General features: G+C 57.4%; 13 protein-coding genes. 8 read left to right on the top strand and 5 right to left on the bottom strand.

Annotation, left to right across the window (positions count from 1 at the left end; translation table 11 throughout):
- The first annotated feature begins 35 nt into the window (after nt 1–35).
- The 7 genes from KG007_RS10770 (at nt 36) to KG007_RS10740 (ending at nt 12773) form a co-directional block, all read left to right on the top strand.
- The gene (locus KG007_RS10770; RefSeq protein ID WP_213348762.1) at nt 36–3305 is read left to right on the top strand and encodes a SusC/RagA family TonB-linked outer membrane protein; all 3270 of its coding nucleotides are present in this window, start codon (nt 36–38) and stop codon (nt 3303–3305) included.
- A 21-nt stretch (nt 3306–3326) separates the two neighbouring features.
- Entirely contained in the window at nt 3327–4979 is a 1653-nt protein-coding gene (locus tag KG007_RS10765) for a RagB/SusD family nutrient uptake outer membrane protein (RefSeq protein WP_249413312.1), read from the top strand.
- Between the two features lie 15 nt (nt 4980–4994).
- Nucleotides 4995–7367 carry a hypothetical protein gene (locus tag KG007_RS10760; RefSeq protein ID WP_213348761.1) on the top strand — a complete coding sequence of 791 codons (2373 nt, stop codon included), beginning with the start codon at nt 4995–4997 and terminating at the stop codon, nt 7365–7367.
- A 109-nt stretch (nt 7368–7476) separates the two neighbouring features.
- A complete protein-coding gene (locus tag KG007_RS10755) occupies nt 7477–9486 on the top strand; it encodes a S8 family peptidase (RefSeq protein ID WP_213348759.1) in 2010 nt (669 codons plus the stop codon).
- 14 nt (nt 9487–9500) lie between these two features.
- Nucleotides 9501–9983 (top strand): LptM family lipoprotein, encoded by a 483-nt coding sequence (locus KG007_RS10750; protein WP_195461310.1) that lies wholly within the window; start codon nt 9501–9503, stop codon nt 9981–9983.
- Between the two features lie 183 nt (nt 9984–10166).
- The gene (locus KG007_RS10745; protein ID WP_213348757.1) at nt 10167–11357 is read left to right on the top strand and encodes an FprA family A-type flavoprotein; all 1191 of its coding nucleotides are present in this window, start codon (nt 10167–10169) and stop codon (nt 11355–11357) included.
- Between the two features lie 102 nt (nt 11358–11459).
- Nucleotides 11460–12773, top strand: coding sequence for a UDP-glucose dehydrogenase family protein (locus tag KG007_RS10740; RefSeq protein ID WP_213348793.1), 1314 nt, complete (start codon nt 11460–11462; stop codon nt 12771–12773).
- 51 nt (nt 12774–12824) lie between these two features.
- Here the strand turns inward: KG007_RS10740 and KG007_RS10735 are convergent, their stop codons facing one another.
- The 3 genes from KG007_RS10735 to KG007_RS10725 form a co-directional block, all read right to left on the bottom strand.
- On the bottom strand, nt 12825–14042 hold the full coding sequence (locus tag KG007_RS10735) for a sodium ion-translocating decarboxylase subunit beta (RefSeq protein WP_195461308.1): 1218 nt from the start codon (nt 14040–14042) through the stop codon (nt 12825–12827).
- Entirely contained in the window at nt 14029–14400 is a 372-nt protein-coding gene (locus tag KG007_RS10730) for a hypothetical protein (protein WP_213348755.1), read from the bottom strand. The genes KG007_RS10735 and KG007_RS10730 overlap by 14 nt, the downstream gene beginning before the upstream one ends.
- 186 nt (nt 14401–14586) lie before the next feature.
- The gene (locus tag KG007_RS10725; RefSeq protein WP_213348753.1) at nt 14587–14970 is read right to left on the bottom strand and encodes a hypothetical protein; all 384 of its coding nucleotides are present in this window, start codon (nt 14968–14970) and stop codon (nt 14587–14589) included.
- Between the two features lie 240 nt (nt 14971–15210).
- On the opposite strand from KG007_RS10725, the gene KG007_RS10720 reads away from it, so the two are divergent.
- Nucleotides 15211–16389 carry a multidrug effflux MFS transporter gene (locus KG007_RS10720; protein WP_213348752.1) on the top strand — a complete coding sequence of 393 codons (1179 nt, stop codon included), beginning with the start codon at nt 15211–15213 and terminating at the stop codon, nt 16387–16389.
- Nucleotides 16390–16431: 42 nt separating this feature from the next.
- Here the strand turns inward: KG007_RS10720 and KG007_RS10715 are convergent, their stop codons facing one another.
- Nucleotides 16432–16986: a hypothetical protein gene (locus KG007_RS10715; RefSeq protein ID WP_213348750.1), complete on the bottom strand. Its 555-nt coding sequence runs from the start codon at nt 16984–16986 to the stop codon at nt 16432–16434.
- A 112-nt stretch (nt 16987–17098) separates the two neighbouring features.
- Complete coding sequence (locus tag KG007_RS10710) at nt 17099–17548, bottom strand: YhcH/YjgK/YiaL family protein (RefSeq protein ID WP_195461305.1); 450 nt, start codon at nt 17546–17548, stop codon at nt 17099–17101.
- Nucleotides 17549–17666: the final 118 nt, after the last annotated feature.

Raw genomic sequence — 17666 nt, 5'->3', positions numbered from 1 at the left:
TTTTTATTTTAAAAAACAAATTTAGATTAACGCTTATGGTAAGAAAAATTCTACTATCGTTAATTGCTTTATTGGGGGGGGGAATCTTACTCTCACTGGCCCAAAATAAGCAAGTTTCCGGTACAGTTTCCAGCGCGGACGGAAAGCCCGTGGCTGGTGCAACTGTCATGGTCGATGGCACCCAAGTCGGCACTACCTCGAATGCGGACGGTAGTTTCACCATTTCGGCTCCCGGAAACGGATCGTTGGTCGTGTCTTTCATCGGCTATGAGACCCAAAAGATCGCCATTGCCAATAAGACGCGTATCAACATCACGTTGAAAGAAGACACGCAGGCAATCGACGATGTGATCGTCGTCGCATTCGGTACGGCCAAAAAAGAGGCCTTCACCGGATCGGCGAAAGTGATCAAATCCGACGATCTGATCAAAACGCAGTCCTCGAACGTACAGGATGCGCTGGTCGGTAAAATCGCCGGCGTACAGTTTACGTCCGTATCGGGCCGTCCGGGTTCCGGACAGAAGATTTACGTGCGCGGCTACGGCTCGATGAACGCCAAGAACGACCCGCTCTGGGTTGTCGACGGAGTTCCCTACGAAGGCGACGTAAACAACATCAATGCCGCTGATATCGAATCGATCAGCGTCCTCAAAGACGCCGCATCGAATGCACTCTACGGCGCCCGCGGCGCCAACGGCGTAATCATGGTAACGACTAAGCGGGCAAAAGTCGGCGAAGCAGTCGTAACGTTCGACGGAAAATGGGGTATCAACACCCGCGCGCTGCAAACTTACGACATCGTAGAGGATGCCGGCGAGTACTACGAGATGCACTACAAATCGTTGTACAATTATTACACGCTCGAACAGAAATACGATGCACTCTCGGCAAACATGGCAGCCAACAAGCTGCTGACATCGAACGATGCCGGAGGTTTGGGCTACAACGTCTTCACCGTACCCGAAGGGCAGAATCTCATCGGTGAGAACGGTCGTCTCAATCCGCGGGCAACCCAGGGCCGCCTCGTAACCGACTCCAAAGGTAACCAGTTCTACCTGCAACCCGACAACTGGCTCGACGAAATCTACAAATCGGCGTCGTTCCGCCAGGAGTACAACGTAAACGTATCCGGGGCATCGGACCGCGCCAATTTCTACGCATCGCTCGGCTACCTGGACAACACGGGTATCGTCGACGGTTCGAGCAACGAGCGCTACACTGCCCGCCTGCGTGCGGATTACCAGGCGAAGAAGTGGCTGAAAGTGGGCGGCAACATGTCCTACACCCATTTCGTCTGGAACAACGGCAACAAGACCAACGTCGATGGAGAGGGCCAGGGCGAAGGTAATGCCGACGGCGGAAACGCATTCGCGACGGCCATCCGCATGGCTCCGATCTACCCTGTCTACATGCGCGACGCCAACGGCCGGATCATGATCGACGAGTACGGCTTCAAGATGTACGACACGGGCGACGGCCGCAACGGCGGCGCGCTGCGTACGAACGGCGGCAAGAGCAACGACCTGCAGGATATCCAGTTGAACAAATACATCAACGAAGGCAATGCCTTCACGGCCAACGGATTTGCTGATTTCTCGCTCTACAAGGGCCTAAAACTGACCCTCAACGGCAGCGTATCGCTCGATGAGACCCGTGAAACGCAGGTGTCGAACCCCTATTACGGACAGTTCGCCGAATCGGGCGGAGCCGTTTTCAAAGGACACGGCCGCGATATCACTTACAACCTGCAGCAGCTCCTGACCTACAACCACACATTCGCCGAGCGCCACAACCTGGATCTGCTTGTCGGACACGAGATGTACAACCGTAAATCGTACAGCCTGTACGCTTCGAAGACCATGATGTATTCGCCGGACAACAACGAACTCAGCGGTGCGGTCGTAGACTCTTCGAAATCGGGTTCGTCGGTATTGGAATACAACAACGAAGGTTATTTCTTCCGCGGACAGTACGATTACGACAACCGTATCTACGTTTCGGGATCGTATCGCCGCGACGCCTCGTCGCGCTTCCACCCCGACCACCGCTGGGGTAACTTCTGGTCGGCAGGCGCAGCCTGGATCATCAGCCACGAAAACTGGTTCGACGTTTCGTGGGTCGACATGCTGAAAGTCAAGGCTTCGTACGGCTCGCAGGGTAACGACAACCTCGGCTCGAAAGCGGAGACCTTTTACCGCTACGTCGACTACCGCGAGATCCTGAGCAGCGGCAGCGGCGTAACGAGCACCCTGTTCCGCAAAGGCAATCCCGACATCACCTGGGAGACCAATGCCAACCTCAACATCGGCGTCGAGTTCGGACTCTGGGACAACCGTCTGTCGGGCGGCATCGACTTCTTCAACCGCAAGACCTCCGACATGCTGTTCGAACTCGCTACCCCGCTGGAAGCCGGCTATACGTCCATCTTCACCAACATCGGCGACATGGTCAACCGCGGTATCGAAATCGAGCTGAACGCCGACCTGATCCGGACCAAAAACCTCGTATGGGACTTCTCGCTCAACATGACCCATTACAAGAATAAGCTGGTCAAACTGCCCGTACAGTATAAGAATAACACGACGGCCGACGGAAAACACGTAGGCCGCCAGCAGAGCACCAAATTCCTCACCGAAGGCGAATCGGTCTTCTCGTTCTACCTGCCGACCTATGCCGGCGTAGACCAAGAAACCGGTAAATCAATGTGGTACACCTATCAAACCGACGAGGCGACCGGCGAGAAGAAGCGTATAACGACCACCGACTATTCGGTAGCATCGCAGGAGGGACGCGAAATGCAGGGCGACGCACTTCCCGACCTCTACGGCGGTTTCAACACATCGCTGCGTTTCTACGGCGTCGATTTCTCGGTCGGATTCACTTACCAGATCGGCGGACAGGTGCTCGACGAAGGTTACAGGTTCTACATGGACTCGCCGCTGGGAACCTCGACCGGAAGCAACTACCACCACGACCTGCTCAATTCATGGACTCCCGAGAATTCCAGTTCGAATATTCCGCGTTTCGCCTACAACGATCAGGATCAGGCAGCCATCTCGAGCCGTTTCCTCACCGACGCATCGTATCTGAACATCCAGAACATCACGCTCGGCTATACGCTGCCCAAACGCATCACGCGTAAGTTCCTTGTCGAGAGCCTGCGGATTTATGTAGCCTGCGACAACGTGTGGTACTGGTCCAAGCGCCAGGGTCTCGACCCGCGCCAGGCCATCACCGGAATCACGAATCCCTACTACTACGCCCCGATCCGCACCTTCTCGGGCGGTGTAACCGTTACGTTCTAATTTCTCCAAACGATGATTATTATGAAAATGAATAAAATACTGAAATTCACGGCGGTACTTCTCGGTTCATCGGTACTTCTCCCGGGCTGTATCAAGGAGACCTTCCCCGAGAGCGGATATGCCACCAGCGACCAGACGGCCGAATCGCCGTTTGCCATGGAGGGCCTGGTTACGGCAATGCCTACTGTCCTCATCACCAGCTACCTGGACCTCGGCGACCATTTCGACTTCGGTTATCCGGGCATCTTCGGCGCTACCGACCGTCTCGTCGGCGAAGTATTCCCCGTCAGCGGCAACCTGCCGGGCGGCAACCAGTATTACGACCGCTGGCAGCCCTGGCTCTATGTAACCGGACTGGCCGCAAACAATTGGCCCACCGAGTTCTTCTATACCAACTATTACAAATTTATCTTCACGGCCAACGAGGCTATCGAGATCGCGAAGACCAACGATGCATACGGGGAGATGCTGGGCATAGGCAAAACGTTCCGCGCCCTGGGCTACCTCGATATGGCCCGTCAGTACGACCCGCTTCCGGCCAAAGCCCCTGAGCGTCCCGCTTACGAGACCGAACTGGAAGCCGTCAAGGGGCTGACCGTCCCCATCGTCCGGGAGGGCATGACGCTGGAAGAGCTGGAGAACAACCCGCGCGCATCGCGTGAAGAGATGTTCAAATTCATCTTCGAGGACCTCAACGACGCCGAGAGATTGCTGGCCAACTACACTCCGCCGACGAAGAACCTGCCCTCGCTGGCCGTAGTCTACGGTCTCAAGGCGCGCGCCTACCTCTGGCTGGGCGGATTCACCGAATCGTATGCCGACGTTCCGACCGGCGACGCAGCCTACCGGCTCGCGGCCGAATATGCCCGCAAGGCCATCGACGCTTCGGGTTGTTCGATCATGAACGAAAGCCAGTGGCTCGACCCGAAGACCGGGTTCAACACGGTCAATTCGGCGTGGATGTGGGCGATGATCCAGACTTCCGACACCGTACTCAACAACCTGCTCTCGTGGTCGGCGCACATGTGCCCCGAAGCGATCTGGGGATACGGCTACGGTGCACAGCCGGGTATCTCGGTATTCAACTACAACCGCATTTCGACGGGCGACTTCCGCAAAAAGGTCTTCGTCGGCCCGGATCGCTCCTACGAGGCGATGAAGCCTTACACGAGCCTTACCGAGGAGGAGTTCGAAACGATCGCTCCCTATACGTCGTTCAAGTTCCACACGGCAAACGGCGAAAAGACCAACTATACGACGGGTAACGTTACGAGCATCCCGATGATGCGCGTCGAAGAGATGTACCTCACCGAAGCCGAAGCTACGGCGCACTACGACGCGGCTACCGGCAAAACGCTGCTGCAATCGTTCATGGTCAACCGCAACCCGTCCTATACGGTCCCCGCGGCAAACGACCTGGTCGACGAAATCATTTTCCAGAAGCAGATCGAGTTTTGGGGCGAAGGCATCATCTTCTACGACCTGAAGCGTCTGAACAAGAGCATGCACAACGGCGACAACGGCACGAACGCACCGTCGAGCGCCCAGTTCACCACGGATGGCCGCGCTCCCTGGTGGAACTGCGTGATTCCGCTGACCGCCGTACAGCAGAATACGGGGCTCAGCGGCAAGAACAACCCCAATCCGAACCAAACGGTCAAGTCTGTCAAATAAAAAACGCAGCCATTTATGAAAAGCTTAAAAATATTCTTTTTGGCGACCGTCGCCATCGCCGCAGGACTTTTCACGGCCTGCAACGACGATGACTTCACAGCAGGTCCCGATGTCGACGGTGCACAGGTTTACTTTCCCGAGAACGTAACCACGCAGCACAGTATCAGCGACGATGTCACCTCGATCGCCATTCCCGTAAAACGCATCGTCAAGGACGAGGCCCTGACCGTAGCGATCCTCGCAAGCGACGAATCGGAGTTGTTCACCATTCCTTCGTCGGTAACGTTCGCCGCCGGCAAGGAAACGTCCGAACTGCTGATCACGTTCGACCGCACCAAACTCGAAGACGGCAAGGAGTACCCCCTGTCGTTTCTGATCAACGACGAGGACAACTCGACGCCCTACGGCAACCGCATGCTCAGCATCACGGTCGCACCCTGGCCCTGGGAAGAACTGGGGACCGGAAAGTTCCGCGACGACTGGCTCTGTGCCATGTTTAAAGGCGGAAACCCCGAAATCGAGGTTACCGTCCACAAACACAAATCGAAAGCGGGTATCTATATGATCGAAGAGATGTACGGCTGGCCTTTCCTGACCGAATTCTTCGGAGCCGATCAGGAGACAGTAGAAGCACAGGCCGTTACATATACTCCGGCCAATATCACGATCGACTGCAGCGACCCGAACAAGGTATTCTTCCCCCGCCAGTTCACCGGAGTAACCGATATTGATTCGAGTTACGGAGATTATGAGATAGCAACGCTTTCAGGCGGCGAAGGCACGCTGGTAAACGGCGTGATCACGTTCCCGAAAGAGGCTCTCGGACTCCTTTGCAAAGCCGGCAACAGCAAAGCCAACAAGAACGGGTTGTTCCGCATCATCCTGCCCGGCTACGAAGCTGTCGACTACTCGCTGGCCGCTGTTTACGGCGGCATGAAGGTAGGTTCGGACAATGAAACCGCAACCGCCGTGGTCGATTTCACCTACGGAGCCGACGTTACGGGTATCAGCTATGTGTTCGTATCGGACGACGCAACCGACAAGGCCGACGAAATTGCAGCGGAAATCGTTGCAGGCACGGCCGAAAACATCTACGAAGTCAAGAATTTCGAAGTCGGCGCAGAGAAGGTTTCCATCGAAGCGGAACTCACCGCTCCGGCCGCCTACACCGTAGTCGCCCTGCCGAAAGACAAGAGCGGCAAACTGCTTGCCGGCGAGGTTTCCGCCTCAACGTTCTACTTCCCGGGCATGGCCGGGGCTGTTCCCGACAACGACATCGCCGCAACGCTCATTAAAGTCAGCGCATATCCCGATGCTGCCGACTATGTATCCCAGTGCCCCGACTATTCGTCGTTCGTCTATGAGGTTTCCGGCACGGACATGAAGTCGGTCAAGATCTATATCAACACGACCTACGTGATCGAAAACATCGAGATCCAGAGCGGCGGCCTGACTTTGCAGGAAGCGGTAAGACAATACGGCAAGGAGTTCGGCGCTTCCGAGATGACAGAACTTGCAGAGACCGGAAAGTATTGGAACCTCTCCACCGACCTGGCTTCCGGCACGTCCTACACGCTGGTCGTCGAAGCTACGAACAACTACGGAAAAACGAAGCTGATCCAATCCGAGCCGTTCAGAGTAGGCGTACCGCCCTATACCGGCGAACTGGCCATCGGCAAATACGACATGTCCTACGTGGCCGATGCGGAAAACACCTTTGAGAACGTATTCGAGGTTGTGCCTACGGTCGGCAGCGGGACCGAATTCTTCGTGAAGGATTTCGCAATGGAAGACGATACGCAGTGGTATGCAACCTACGATTCGGGTAAGTCGACGCTGACGCTGAGCGGTGTACAGCTCGGCCGTGAGAAGGACGGCAACCTGCTCGGCGCATTTACGGAGGCGCTCACGGCAGACCAGTCCCTCGGTTACGGTATCTATTCGTTTGCAGGCGAAGAGAGCAAAGGCAGCGATCCGGTCGTACTGACGGTGGATCCGGCATCGAAACAGGTCTCGAAACTGGTGACCGACATCGAGGTTCCCGTTGCGGACTTCACGGCCGGTAAGATCGTCGGAGCCATGGCGGCATACTATGCCGACGGCACGGTCATCACGAAAAACAGCGGAACGTCGTCTGCATCAGCGATTAAGACCCAGAGTGTCCGCACGAAGATTCCGTTCAGCAGCGTCCGGGTTCCGGCATCTGTCAAAAAGTCGCTCGACAGCCGCGCTCTGCTGACCAATACCGGATTTGTCAAGAAAAGCTACGACACGAACAACGGCGTACGCACGCTTTCCGTGAAAACGGCGCAGTGCGAACCCCTGCCGAAGCAAATCGGCCGGCGCGCCGATTTCAAAATCCGTGAGAATCGTCCGATTTTGAAATAATTTCCGTACCTTGTTCCACACGACCCGACACAGTCCGAGCGACCGTGTCGGGTCTGTGGTCAATGGAACGCAACACCGGACACTACATAATAACACGATTACCTGAATTATGAAAAGGACAAAAACTTTATGGAGCCTGCTGCTGCTGTCTCTGGCGCTCGCACTGGGTTCGTGCGCCAAGGATGCGACCGAGCAGGCAACGGGAGCGGGGCCGGAAGCGGAAATCGCCTCCAAGCTCATATTCTCTCCGAAAAACGCAATCAAGGGCGAACTGCTGGTCTATTTCGGCGAAGAGGCTGTTCCGAGTGTCGAAAAATCGGTCATGCAGGTTACACGGGCGGGCGGCGTCGCCACCCGTTCGGGCATCGTCGACTTCGATGCCGTGCTCGGCAATATCGGCGTAAAAGCATTGCAACGCCTGTTCCCCGTAGACGAACGGAACGAAGAACGGACGCGCGCCGCAGGCCTGCACCGCTGGTATATCGTCGATTTCGATGACAATGTCGACCTCGACCAGGCGGCCCGCAGCATGGCCCGGATCGCCGAAGTGAGCAAAGTGCAGTTCAACAAGCAGCTCATGCATGTCCGCGACGGCAAGGTTACGCCGCTTATCGAAACCGCAGCCACACCGCAGACCCGCGCGGCCGTCGGGTTCAACGACCCGCAACTGGGCAAACAGTGGCACTACATCAACACCGGGGACAAGTCGATCTATTCGAAGATCAAAGCCGGCGCCGATGTCAACTGCGACGAAGCGTGGCAATATTGCACGGGCGACCCGCGCGTCGTCGTCGCCGTAGTGGACGGCGCCGTGCAGTGGGACCATCCCGACCTCGAAGCCAACATGTGGATCAATACGCGCGAACAGAACGGCACGGAAGGCCGCGACGACGATTCGAACGGCTATGCCGACGACATCCACGGATACAATTTCGTCGACAACGAAAAACTCACCAAAGCAGACGACCACGGCACACACGTAGCCGGAACGGTTGCGGCCGTGAACAACAACGCAACCGGCGTCTGCGGCGTCGCAGGCGGTTCGGGCAAGAACGACGGCGTGAAGATCATGTCGTGCCAGATTTTCCGCGGCGAGGAAGGCGGTTCGGCCGCCATCACGGCAAAGGCCATCAAATACGCAGCCGACAACGGAGCGGCGATTATCCAGTGCAGTTTCGGCTACGAAGCGGGCGACGTAACCTCCGACTCGGCATACGCAAGCGGCGCCAGCGCCGAGAAACAGGCCATCGACTATTTCACTTCCACGCAGAACTGCGCGGCCGTAAACGGCGGAATCGCCATATTCGCCGCAGGCAACGACCTGGCCGGCATATCGGGTTATCCCGGGGCTTACCGCGACTACATCTCCGTAACCTCCATGTCGTGCGACTACACCCCGGCCTACTATACCAACTACGGACCCGGCTGTAACGTTGCGGCTCCCGGAGGCGACGCCTACCAGTCGTATCTGGAAAACAGAACGGAGGCAGCGCAGGTCCTCTCGACCATTCCCGGCGGCCGGTATGGGTACATGCAGGGAACATCGATGGCCTGTCCCCATGTTTCGGGCGTTGCGGCGCTGGGGCTCTCCTATGCGCTGCAACTCGGCAAGACCTTTTCGCAAAGCGAGTTCAGGACACTGCTGCTGACATCGGTAAACGACATCAACCAATACTGCACCGGAACCAAACAATATATTACCGATCAGGGTTCCATGGCCACACTCGACCTATCGAAACACAAGAAGGGAATGGGTACGGGCTACATCGACGCATACCAGGTGCTGATGAACGTACGTGGTATCACCTGCATACCGATTCCTGCCGGCAGCCAGTATACGCTGAACATGCAGCCCTATCTCGGTGACGGTAACCTGAACATGACGATCAGGGGGATCGACATCTCCACCGGGGATATGGAGCGGCTCGGCATGACTTCGAAACCGACGCTGTTCGCCAACCAGATCATCCTCAAATGCACCAAGCCCGGTTCGGCGATCGTCCGGATCAGCTTGATGGCAGGCAACGGCAACGACAGCGGAATGAACGGTATGCAGATCACGAAGGAGTTCGCCTTAATCGTACGCGAGATTCATTCCCAGAACGGAGGTTGGTTATAAAACAAGGACAGACTATGAAAAACATCAGATTGATATTGATCGGACTCGCCGCGGTATTCGCCCTGACCGGGTGCGGCGATTCATCCAAGGATACCCCCGAACCCGGACCCGGACCCGAAAACGGCAATGGTTCCGTTATCGGCGAGTGGCACATGATTTCGTGGAGCACGCTCAAGGCGGCAGACATTTACCTCTCTTTCGACGAGGCGGGTTCGTTCCATATCTACCAGCGGTTGTATAAGCCCGAGTACGTCCACCTGGACGGGCACTATACCTACGACAAACCCACGCTCAGCGGCAAATACAGCGACAACACCCCATGGGGAAGCCCCTCGTACCGGGTTTCGTTCAACGCGGACGGAACACAAATGACGCTGACCAGCACGACAAGCGACGATGTCTCCGTCTTCGTAAAGGCGAAAATTCCATCGGAGATTATTTCCGGAGCAATGGAAGCAAGCCCCCAGAGCCGGGCATCGGAACCTCGGTTCCTGTAACTGTCTTTTTCTTGGCATGCGCCGCAATCCGATAAGGGATTGCGGCGTTTTGCTTTCAAGGCGATAGATACGACACCCCTTTTTCACACCCCGGCATGCGACTTGCCGAAGTAATAAAAAAACGGTAACAGTACGGAACGGATTTTTTCGTAAATTTGTGCCGGAACAAAATAAAAAACGTTTATGGCAATTACAGAAATACTACCCGGCATCCACTACGTCGGGGTCAACGACCGCACCACCACGCGCTTCGAAGCCCTCTGGTCGCTTCCGATGGGCGTATCGTACAACGCCTACTTGGTCGTCGGCGAGAAGATCGCACTGATCGATACCGTCGAGGAGGCTTTCGGCAGCCGTCTCGAAGCCAACATCCGCGAGGCCATCGGCGACCGCAAGGTCGACTACCTGGTCGTCAACCACATGGAACCCGACCACTCGTCGTCGATCACGGCCCTGCGCCGCATCTACCCCGGGTTGCAGATCGTGGGCAACGTCAAGACCCTCCAGATGATCGGCGGGTTCTACGGCATCGACGCGGGCACGATCGAGGTCAAGGAGGGCGACACGCTCGACCTGGGCGGCAAAACGCTGTCGTTCCACATGATCCCGATGGTGCACTGGCCCGAGACGATGGTTACGTGGTGCGCCGACGATAAGACCCTCTTCACCGGCGACGCCTTCGGCACGTTCGGCGCGCTCGACGGCGGCATTACCGATTCGCAGGTCGAGGTCGACCGCTACTGGGACGAGATGCGCCGGTACTACGCCTGCATCGTAGGCAAATACGGCGGCCCCGTGCAGAAAGCGCTCCAGAAGGTCCGCACGCTGCCCGTCGAAACCATCTGCTCGACGCACGGTCCCGTATGGCAGCAGCAGATCGCGAAGGTCATGGACATTTACGACCGCCTGAGCCGCTACGAAGGAGAACCGGGCGTCGTCGTGGCTTACGCCTCGATGTACGGCAACACGGAACAGATGGCCGAGCGCATCGCACGCGAACTGGCCGCCAAAGGCGTCGGCACGATCCGGGTCTATAACCTCACCTACGCCGATCCTTCCATCGTCCTGCGCGACGTGTTCCGCTTCGACACGCTGATCGTCGGCGGCCCGACCTACAACGGCAACCTGTTCCCGCCCGTGGCCGAACTGCTCGACCGCATTGCAGCCCGGGGCATCCCCCACCGCAAATTCGGTTGGTTCGGCTCGTTCTGCTGGGCCGGAGCTTCGGTCCGCCTGCTTTCGGAGTTCGCCCAGAAGATGAAGTGGGAACCCCTGTGCGAGCCCGTGGAGATGAAGCAGGGCTTCTCCCCCGACATGCACAGCCACTGCCGGACGCTGGCAGAGGGCATCGCCAAATGCAGATGCGACAAATAACAGACAGGGGCGGTCTTCGGGCCGCCTTTTTTGCGCCCCTGCAATGATATTCCGAAAAAAGCGTTATATTTACATTTCAAAAAAATAAACGCTTAGTTTATGATGAAAATAGCAATCGTGGGGACAGGTTACGTCGGACTCGTGTCGGGCGCCTGTTTCGCTGAAATGGGTCTCGACATCACATGCGTGGACATCGACACCAAAAAGATCGACGGCCTGAATGCGGGCATCATCCCGATTTACGAACCGGGACTCGAAGAACTCGTCCGGCGCAATGTGGAGGCGGGACGCCTGCACTTCACCACCGACCTCACGAAATGCCTGCCCCATGTCGAAGTGGTCTTCTCGGCCGTCGGAACCCCGCCCGACGAGGACGGTTCGGCCGACCTGAAATATGTCCTGGACGTGGCCCGTACATTCGGCCGCAACATCAAAAAATACACCGTGCTCGTCACCAAGAGTACCGTACCCGTAGGCACAGCGCAGAAAGTGCGCGCCGTGATCGAGGAGGAACTCGAAAAGCGCGGCTGTAAAATCCCGTTCGACGTAGCTTCGAACCCCGAATTCCTGAAGGAAGGCGCGGCGATCAAGGATTTCATGTCACCCGACCGCGTGGTAGTGGGCGTCGACAGCGAACGGGCCCGCAAGCTGATGGCCAAACTCTACCGCCCGTTCCTGATCAGCAATTTCCGCGTGCTGTTCATGGATATCCCTTCGGCCGAAATGACCAAATACGCCGCCAATGCCATGCTCGCGACGCGCATTTCGTTCATGAACGAAATCGCCAACCTCTGCGACCGCGTGGGCGCTGACGTGGAGATGGTCCGCAAAGGCATCGGCTCCGACGCCCGCATCGGCAACAAGTTCCTCTACCCCGGCTGCGGCTACGGCGGTTCGTGCTTCCCGAAGGACGTGAAGGCACTGGCCCATACGGCCCGCGAACACGGCTACACGATGCAGGTCATCGAGGCTGTCGAACGCGTCAACGAAGCGCAGAAAGAGGTTGTTTTCGAGAAATTGCAGGCAGCACTGGGCGACCTGCGGGGCAAGATCGTCACGATCTGGGGACTGGCCTTCAAACCCGAGACCGACGACATGCGCGAAGCCCCGGCAACGGTGGTGATCAGCCGCCTGCTCGACGCCGGAGCCGAGGTGCGCGCCTACGACCCCGTAGCGATGCCCGAGTGCCGCCGCCGGATGGAAGGCTGGCCCGTCTACTATGCCCAGACGATGTACGAAGCCGCGGAAGGCGCCGACGCAATCGCCCTGCTGACCGAATGGAAGGAACTGCGTATGCCCGACTGGCCGCAGTTGCGCACGATGATGCGCGGCGACGTGATTGTCGACGGCCGCAATATCTTCGACAAACAGGAGGTCGCAGCAGCCGGATTCCGCTACTCCGGCATCGGAAAATAACGAAAACAAAACGGCCCGCAAATATGCGGGCCGTTTTGTTTTCAGCATCGTTTACAACATCGGAATAACCGTCACGTAGATTGCGGCGATAATGGCCGACGTGATGACGCCCATGATATTGGCGCCCAGTGCGTCGGGCAGGATCATCGACGACGGATTGTCGTGCGAAACAATCTTCTGGGCCACCTTGGCTGTCGTGGGCACGCAGCTTACAGCGGCGATCCCGATCACGGGATTGAAGTTGCCCCGCTTGAAGAAATACATGATATATCCGCCCAGGATGCCCCCGATGCCCGAGATCAGCAGGGCAAGGATTCCCAGTACGAGCAGTTTGAGCACCGTGGGATCGAGCAGCGTATGCGCATCGCACAGCACGCCCAGCAGGATTCCCAAAAAGAACGTCGAGCCGTAGAGCATCGGCCCGCTGATGAAATCATTCACGTGCTTCAACCCGGATTCCTTGATAACCACGCCGATGAAGAGCGAGAAGAACAGCGGGGCAGCCACCGGGAAGAGCAGGCACAGGATGACGCACATCACCACGGCGAACGAAATCTTGGTCGCAGGACTGTATTGCCTGGACGGCTTCTTCGCCGGCTTCATCTTGATGGCCCGCAGGCGCTTGGGAACCATCGCCCGCACCAGGTAGGGATAGCCGCCGTAGGTCAGGCCAAGGTAGAGGTAGGCAACGACCGTGATCGGCACGAAAATCTCCTTCGAAAGGTTCAACGAGGTGAAAAGCACCATCGGGCCGTCGGCCCCGCCCACCATCGCGATCGAAGCGCTGTCGCTGGGGCTGAGTCCCATCGAATAGGCGATCGGCAGCACGGCGAACGTTCCCAACTCGGCGCACAAAGCGAGGAACATGCTTTGCAGGGGTTTCGCCAGCACGAAGTTGATGTCGAGCATCGTCCCGATGCCCATAAAGATCAGGCAGGCGATCAGGCCGTTGCTGAACGTGAAGGTATAGATCGGCTGGAGAAAGTCGATCTGGAGGATATTCATCAACTGGTCGGTATCCGTAACCATCGGGTCCAGAAACAGGTTGCCGTGGATTCCGCCGGGGAAAATCAACACACCGGCATTCACGGCGGCCATGCCCAGTCCCATCGGAATCATGACCAGCGGTTCGAGGACGCCTTTGCGGCCCAGGTAAACCAGCAGGATACCCAGCAATATCAACCCGATGCGTGAATACATGATCGCAGGGTCGGATTGCAGCATTGTCGAAATACCCTGGAAAATATTACTCAGATCAAATTTTTCCATGGTGGAGTTCGTATAAACAAGTCATTTCCTTATCCTGTTTCGCTGCTTCTTCGAGGTTTCCGAGGTGATATTCGGCCAGGCCGTCCATCGCATGATCCGCTTCGGATTTGGCATCCCCGGCCGCCGATCCCCCGTCGAGGCGGGTAACCGTACGGATGTAACGATAAGTACGGGCAATATCCATCCGGTAGGCGCGGCCCCATATCCGGCTTTTTTTCAGCACCTCGGACAGGCCCTTTTCACTGAGGCCGGAAAATAAAAACGTCATTGCCTTGAGCACATACGCAAAGGCTATTCCTACAAGGAACGTGAAGCCCATCATCAGCGATGTCTCCTTAATTATATAGATCAGATCCATTTTTTTGTATTCGTCAAAGTTTTGCCATTGGGTGTGCGGGAAAATACGTCGACATGCGGCAAAGCATGCCGGAGGCAGTTCGCTGCGCCGCATCAGGCAGATGCAGTCGCCGGAACCGGTTCGCACACGGAAATCCGAAGTACGATACACGAGGCATCGTACGATAAGAACAAAAGGATTTGACGGCTAAATGACCAGGATACCGAATTTGAGGTAGTCGGCGTGATGGAACGGAACGGCGATAAGACCGCCCGACAACAGGGAAACGAGGTATTTCGCACAGCAGTCCTGTACCAGCGAGAAATGCCGCCCGGAGCAAACGTCACGGCCTCCGCCGTAGACCCGCTGCTGGCCCTCCAACTGCTTGCGCAGGGCACGCATGGGAGCGGGAATAGCTGTCCGGACACTCTCCGCAGCCAGGAAATCGGCATACCTGGAACCGGCGGAAAAGCCGGCCGTCGTCTGGAAAGTTCCGGGATAAGCCCGCGAGCCGGACCTCACCCCCGAATCCATCGCGGACGACAGGGAGGAGACCAGTAAAAAAAGAAATATGAATGCCGATGTTTTCATACTATCCGGGAATACCCGTACGACAAATTTAGTACAAAATACGGAACTTAGCAAGCTTGCCGCAAAATTCTTTTTGTTCCGCCCGGGACAGCCCGGCCTGCCCCGGCTCCGCGCATCCGGAAATCGGCAGACTGCGTTTTTTCACCGCGCCCATATGCCGGAAATGAACTACACCCGGCAACAAAAGACCAGCCCGAAAGCGATAATTCGGTGTAATTTTACAGCATCAAACATCGTATTATGAATAACGGTAATTCCAAGACATTCGTACTCATCCTGCTGGGTATGCTGACGGCCTTCGGTCCCTTCGTGACCGACATGTACCTGCCGGCGCTGCCCGCCATGGCGGAGTACTTCCATACCTCTTCGCCGATGGTGCAGATGGGTCTCACGACCAGCATGGTCGGACTGGCCGCGGGCCAACTGCTCTTCGGGCCCCTGAGCGACAAATACGGCCGCCGGACACCGCTCCTGGCGGCTATGTGGCTCTTCATCGGCTCGACGCTGCTCTGCGTCTTCTCCACGAGTATCGGTCAGTTCGTCACGATGCGCTTCGTACAGGGCATCGCCGGCTCGGGCGGCATCGTCATTTCGCGTTCGGTCGCCACCGACAAATTCTCCGGCCGCGACCTGGCCCGGATGCTCGCCCTGATCGGCGCCATCAACGGCATAGCGCCCGTCGTCGCGCCGATTATCGGCGGAACCTTCACCGACGTAATCGGCTGGCAGGGCATCTTCTGCATCCTGCTCGCACTGGGATGCGTGCTGCTGGCCGGCAGTTTCCGGCTCCGGGAATCGCTGCCCGCAGAGCGCCGCAGCGCCGTTGCGTGGAGCGACATCTTCCGCAGTTTCGCAAAGGTGCTCCGCAACCGCCGCTACCTGGGCTACATCCTGCAACTCGGATTTGCGCAGGGCGTACTGTTCGCCTACATCGCCTCTTCGCCCTTCATCATGCAGGAACACTATGGATTCACGGCGTTTCAGTTCAGCATCTGTTTTGCGATCAATGCCCTCGCCATCGGCGGGGCCGCGGCCTTCTCGATCCGCTTCCGCCACCCCGAACGGAGCACGCTCACCGGCTGCATGGGGATGATCTTCTTCGCCGCAGCAGAAGCCGCGGCACTTGCAATGGACTGCAATTTCTGGATTTACGAGCTGCTGCTGTTCGCCCTGCTCTTCGCCATGGGACTCACGTTCACCTCCTCCACGACGCTGGCGATGGAGTGCGCCCGCGAACATGCCGGAACCGCTTCGGCATTGCTCGGCGCCGTCTGCTTCGCCTTCGGCGGCATCGTCTCGCCGCTGGTCGGCATCGGCAACACATTGGTCTCCACAGGCGCGGTCTTCGTCGTCTGCGCCCTCTGTTCGTGGCTCTGCATCCGGCTGACCCTGCGTTCCCGCCGCGTGGCCCTCGCCTGAAAACAACGCCGGGCTCCGAGTATTCGGATGCCCGGCGCATTTTTATTCGACCACCCGTTCCTGCCGCCCGGCCGGATGCTCCGGCCGTTGTTCGGCACACAAGCGTTGCCACGCGGCATATTGCTCCGGCGTAAACAGCTTGCGGAACTTCTTCGCCAGCACTTTCTGCCGGGCTGCGTCATCGCCGCGCGCCGCAGCTCCTTCGCGGGGCATCCGCCGCCGGTCGGATTGCATACCCTCAGGCCCTGAACCGCCCGGCATTCCCCGACCGGGAGCGCCTCCATGCATTCCACCGCCGGGTCCCATGCCTCCGCGAAAACCGCCCACGCCGCCAAAACCGGACTGCTGCGACATATCGCTTTTCAGTTGGTTATAAACCGTCTTATAGACCTGCTTGGTCTGCTTGGCATCCAACCCCAGCGCTTTCTGCAACCGCTGCGATTCGCGCATGGCCATTGCTGACGGATCGGGCTGCACCCGCTGCACGGACTGGGGTTCCGTAGCTCCGCTGACCGCGTCATAACCGTTCCGGTCCTGCGCCCCGGCTGCCTGGCAGGCCAACACGGCCGCAAGAATTAAAATAGGTAACTGTTTCATCCGTTTGTCTGTTAAACACCTAATCAAACCGGAAAACGAGCGGATTATTGTCTCCCGGGCACAAAAAAAGACCGGGAAAAATCCCGGCCTGAAACGGTATCGCCGACGGCGGTTATTTGCGCACCTTGACGATGATCTTGCGGACGCTGCCCTCGCCCACCATCGGAGCGTGCCCGTCTTCGGGGAAAAGCACCGTAAACTGGCCCGGACGCATCGTGTAGTAGGTCTGCGGCACGTCGTCGAAGAGTTGGATGTCCTTCTCGACGCTGAATTCGCCGAGCGGCAGTTTGAGGTCCTTGCGTTCGCTCCAGCCGAACGACTCCTCCACGCCCCGGATGAGGACCTGAATGTCGATGTATTCGTTGTGGATTTCGAGTTTGGCGTCGGGTTTCTGCTTCAATTCGCGCTCCATCACGTTGACGTAGATGTCCTTGCCGTCGAGTTCGTGGATGCCCGGCTCCATCGCCGCCCAGTCGGTCGAAGCGATCAGTTCGAAAGCCTGTTTCATGCGCGGGCTTACTCCGTAGTAGAGCGCGCTGTTTTTCAGAGAGTCTAAAATCATAGTTTTACGTATTTATCGTTTTCGCATTTCCGGATTCCGTATTCGCCGCCCGGATCGGCATATCCGTACGGCCCGGTTACAAAGTTAGCCATTTTTTCGGTTCTATCCAAACCGGGAA

It is taken from the genome of Alistipes montrealensis, from assembly GCF_018362775.1.
In the GTDB taxonomy this organism is placed as follows: domain Bacteria; phylum Bacteroidota; class Bacteroidia; order Bacteroidales; family Rikenellaceae; genus Alistipes; species Alistipes montrealensis.
The sequence above is the reverse complement of the archived record's forward strand: the minus strand, read 5'-3'. Positions and strand labels throughout refer to the sequence as shown.

Coding starts and splice junctions, on each gene's coding strand:
- KG007_RS10725 (WP_213348753.1), bottom strand. CDS start 14,970: ATGAAAACATCGGCATTCATATTTCTTTTTTTACTGGTCTCCTCCCTG.
- KG007_RS10755 (WP_213348759.1), top strand. CDS start 7,477: ATGAAAAGGACAAAAACTTTATGGAGCCTGCTGCTGCTGTCTCTGGCG.
- KG007_RS10730 (WP_213348755.1), bottom strand. CDS start 14,400: ATGGATCTGATCTATATAATTAAGGAGACATCGCTGATGATGGGCTTC.
- KG007_RS10760 (WP_213348761.1), top strand. CDS start 4,995: ATGAAAAGCTTAAAAATATTCTTTTTGGCGACCGTCGCCATCGCCGCA.
- KG007_RS10735 (WP_195461308.1), bottom strand. CDS start 14,042: ATGGAAAAATTTGATCTGAGTAATATTTTCCAGGGTATTTCGACAATG.
- KG007_RS10745 (WP_213348757.1), top strand. CDS start 10,167: ATGGCAATTACAGAAATACTACCCGGCATCCACTACGTCGGGGTCAAC.
- KG007_RS10750 (WP_195461310.1), top strand. CDS start 9,501: ATGAAAAACATCAGATTGATATTGATCGGACTCGCCGCGGTATTCGCC.
- KG007_RS10765 (WP_249413312.1), top strand. CDS start 3,327: ATGAAAATGAATAAAATACTGAAATTCACGGCGGTACTTCTCGGTTCA.
- KG007_RS10740 (WP_213348793.1), top strand. CDS start 11,460: ATGAAAATAGCAATCGTGGGGACAGGTTACGTCGGACTCGTGTCGGGC.
- KG007_RS10720 (WP_213348752.1), top strand. CDS start 15,211: ATGAATAACGGTAATTCCAAGACATTCGTACTCATCCTGCTGGGTATG.
- KG007_RS10710 (WP_195461305.1), bottom strand. CDS start 17,548: ATGATTTTAGACTCTCTGAAAAACAGCGCGCTCTACTACGGAGTAAGC.
- KG007_RS10715 (WP_213348750.1), bottom strand. CDS start 16,986: ATGAAACAGTTACCTATTTTAATTCTTGCGGCCGTGTTGGCCTGCCAG.
- KG007_RS10770 (WP_213348762.1), top strand. CDS start 36: ATGGTAAGAAAAATTCTACTATCGTTAATTGCTTTATTGGGGGGGGGA.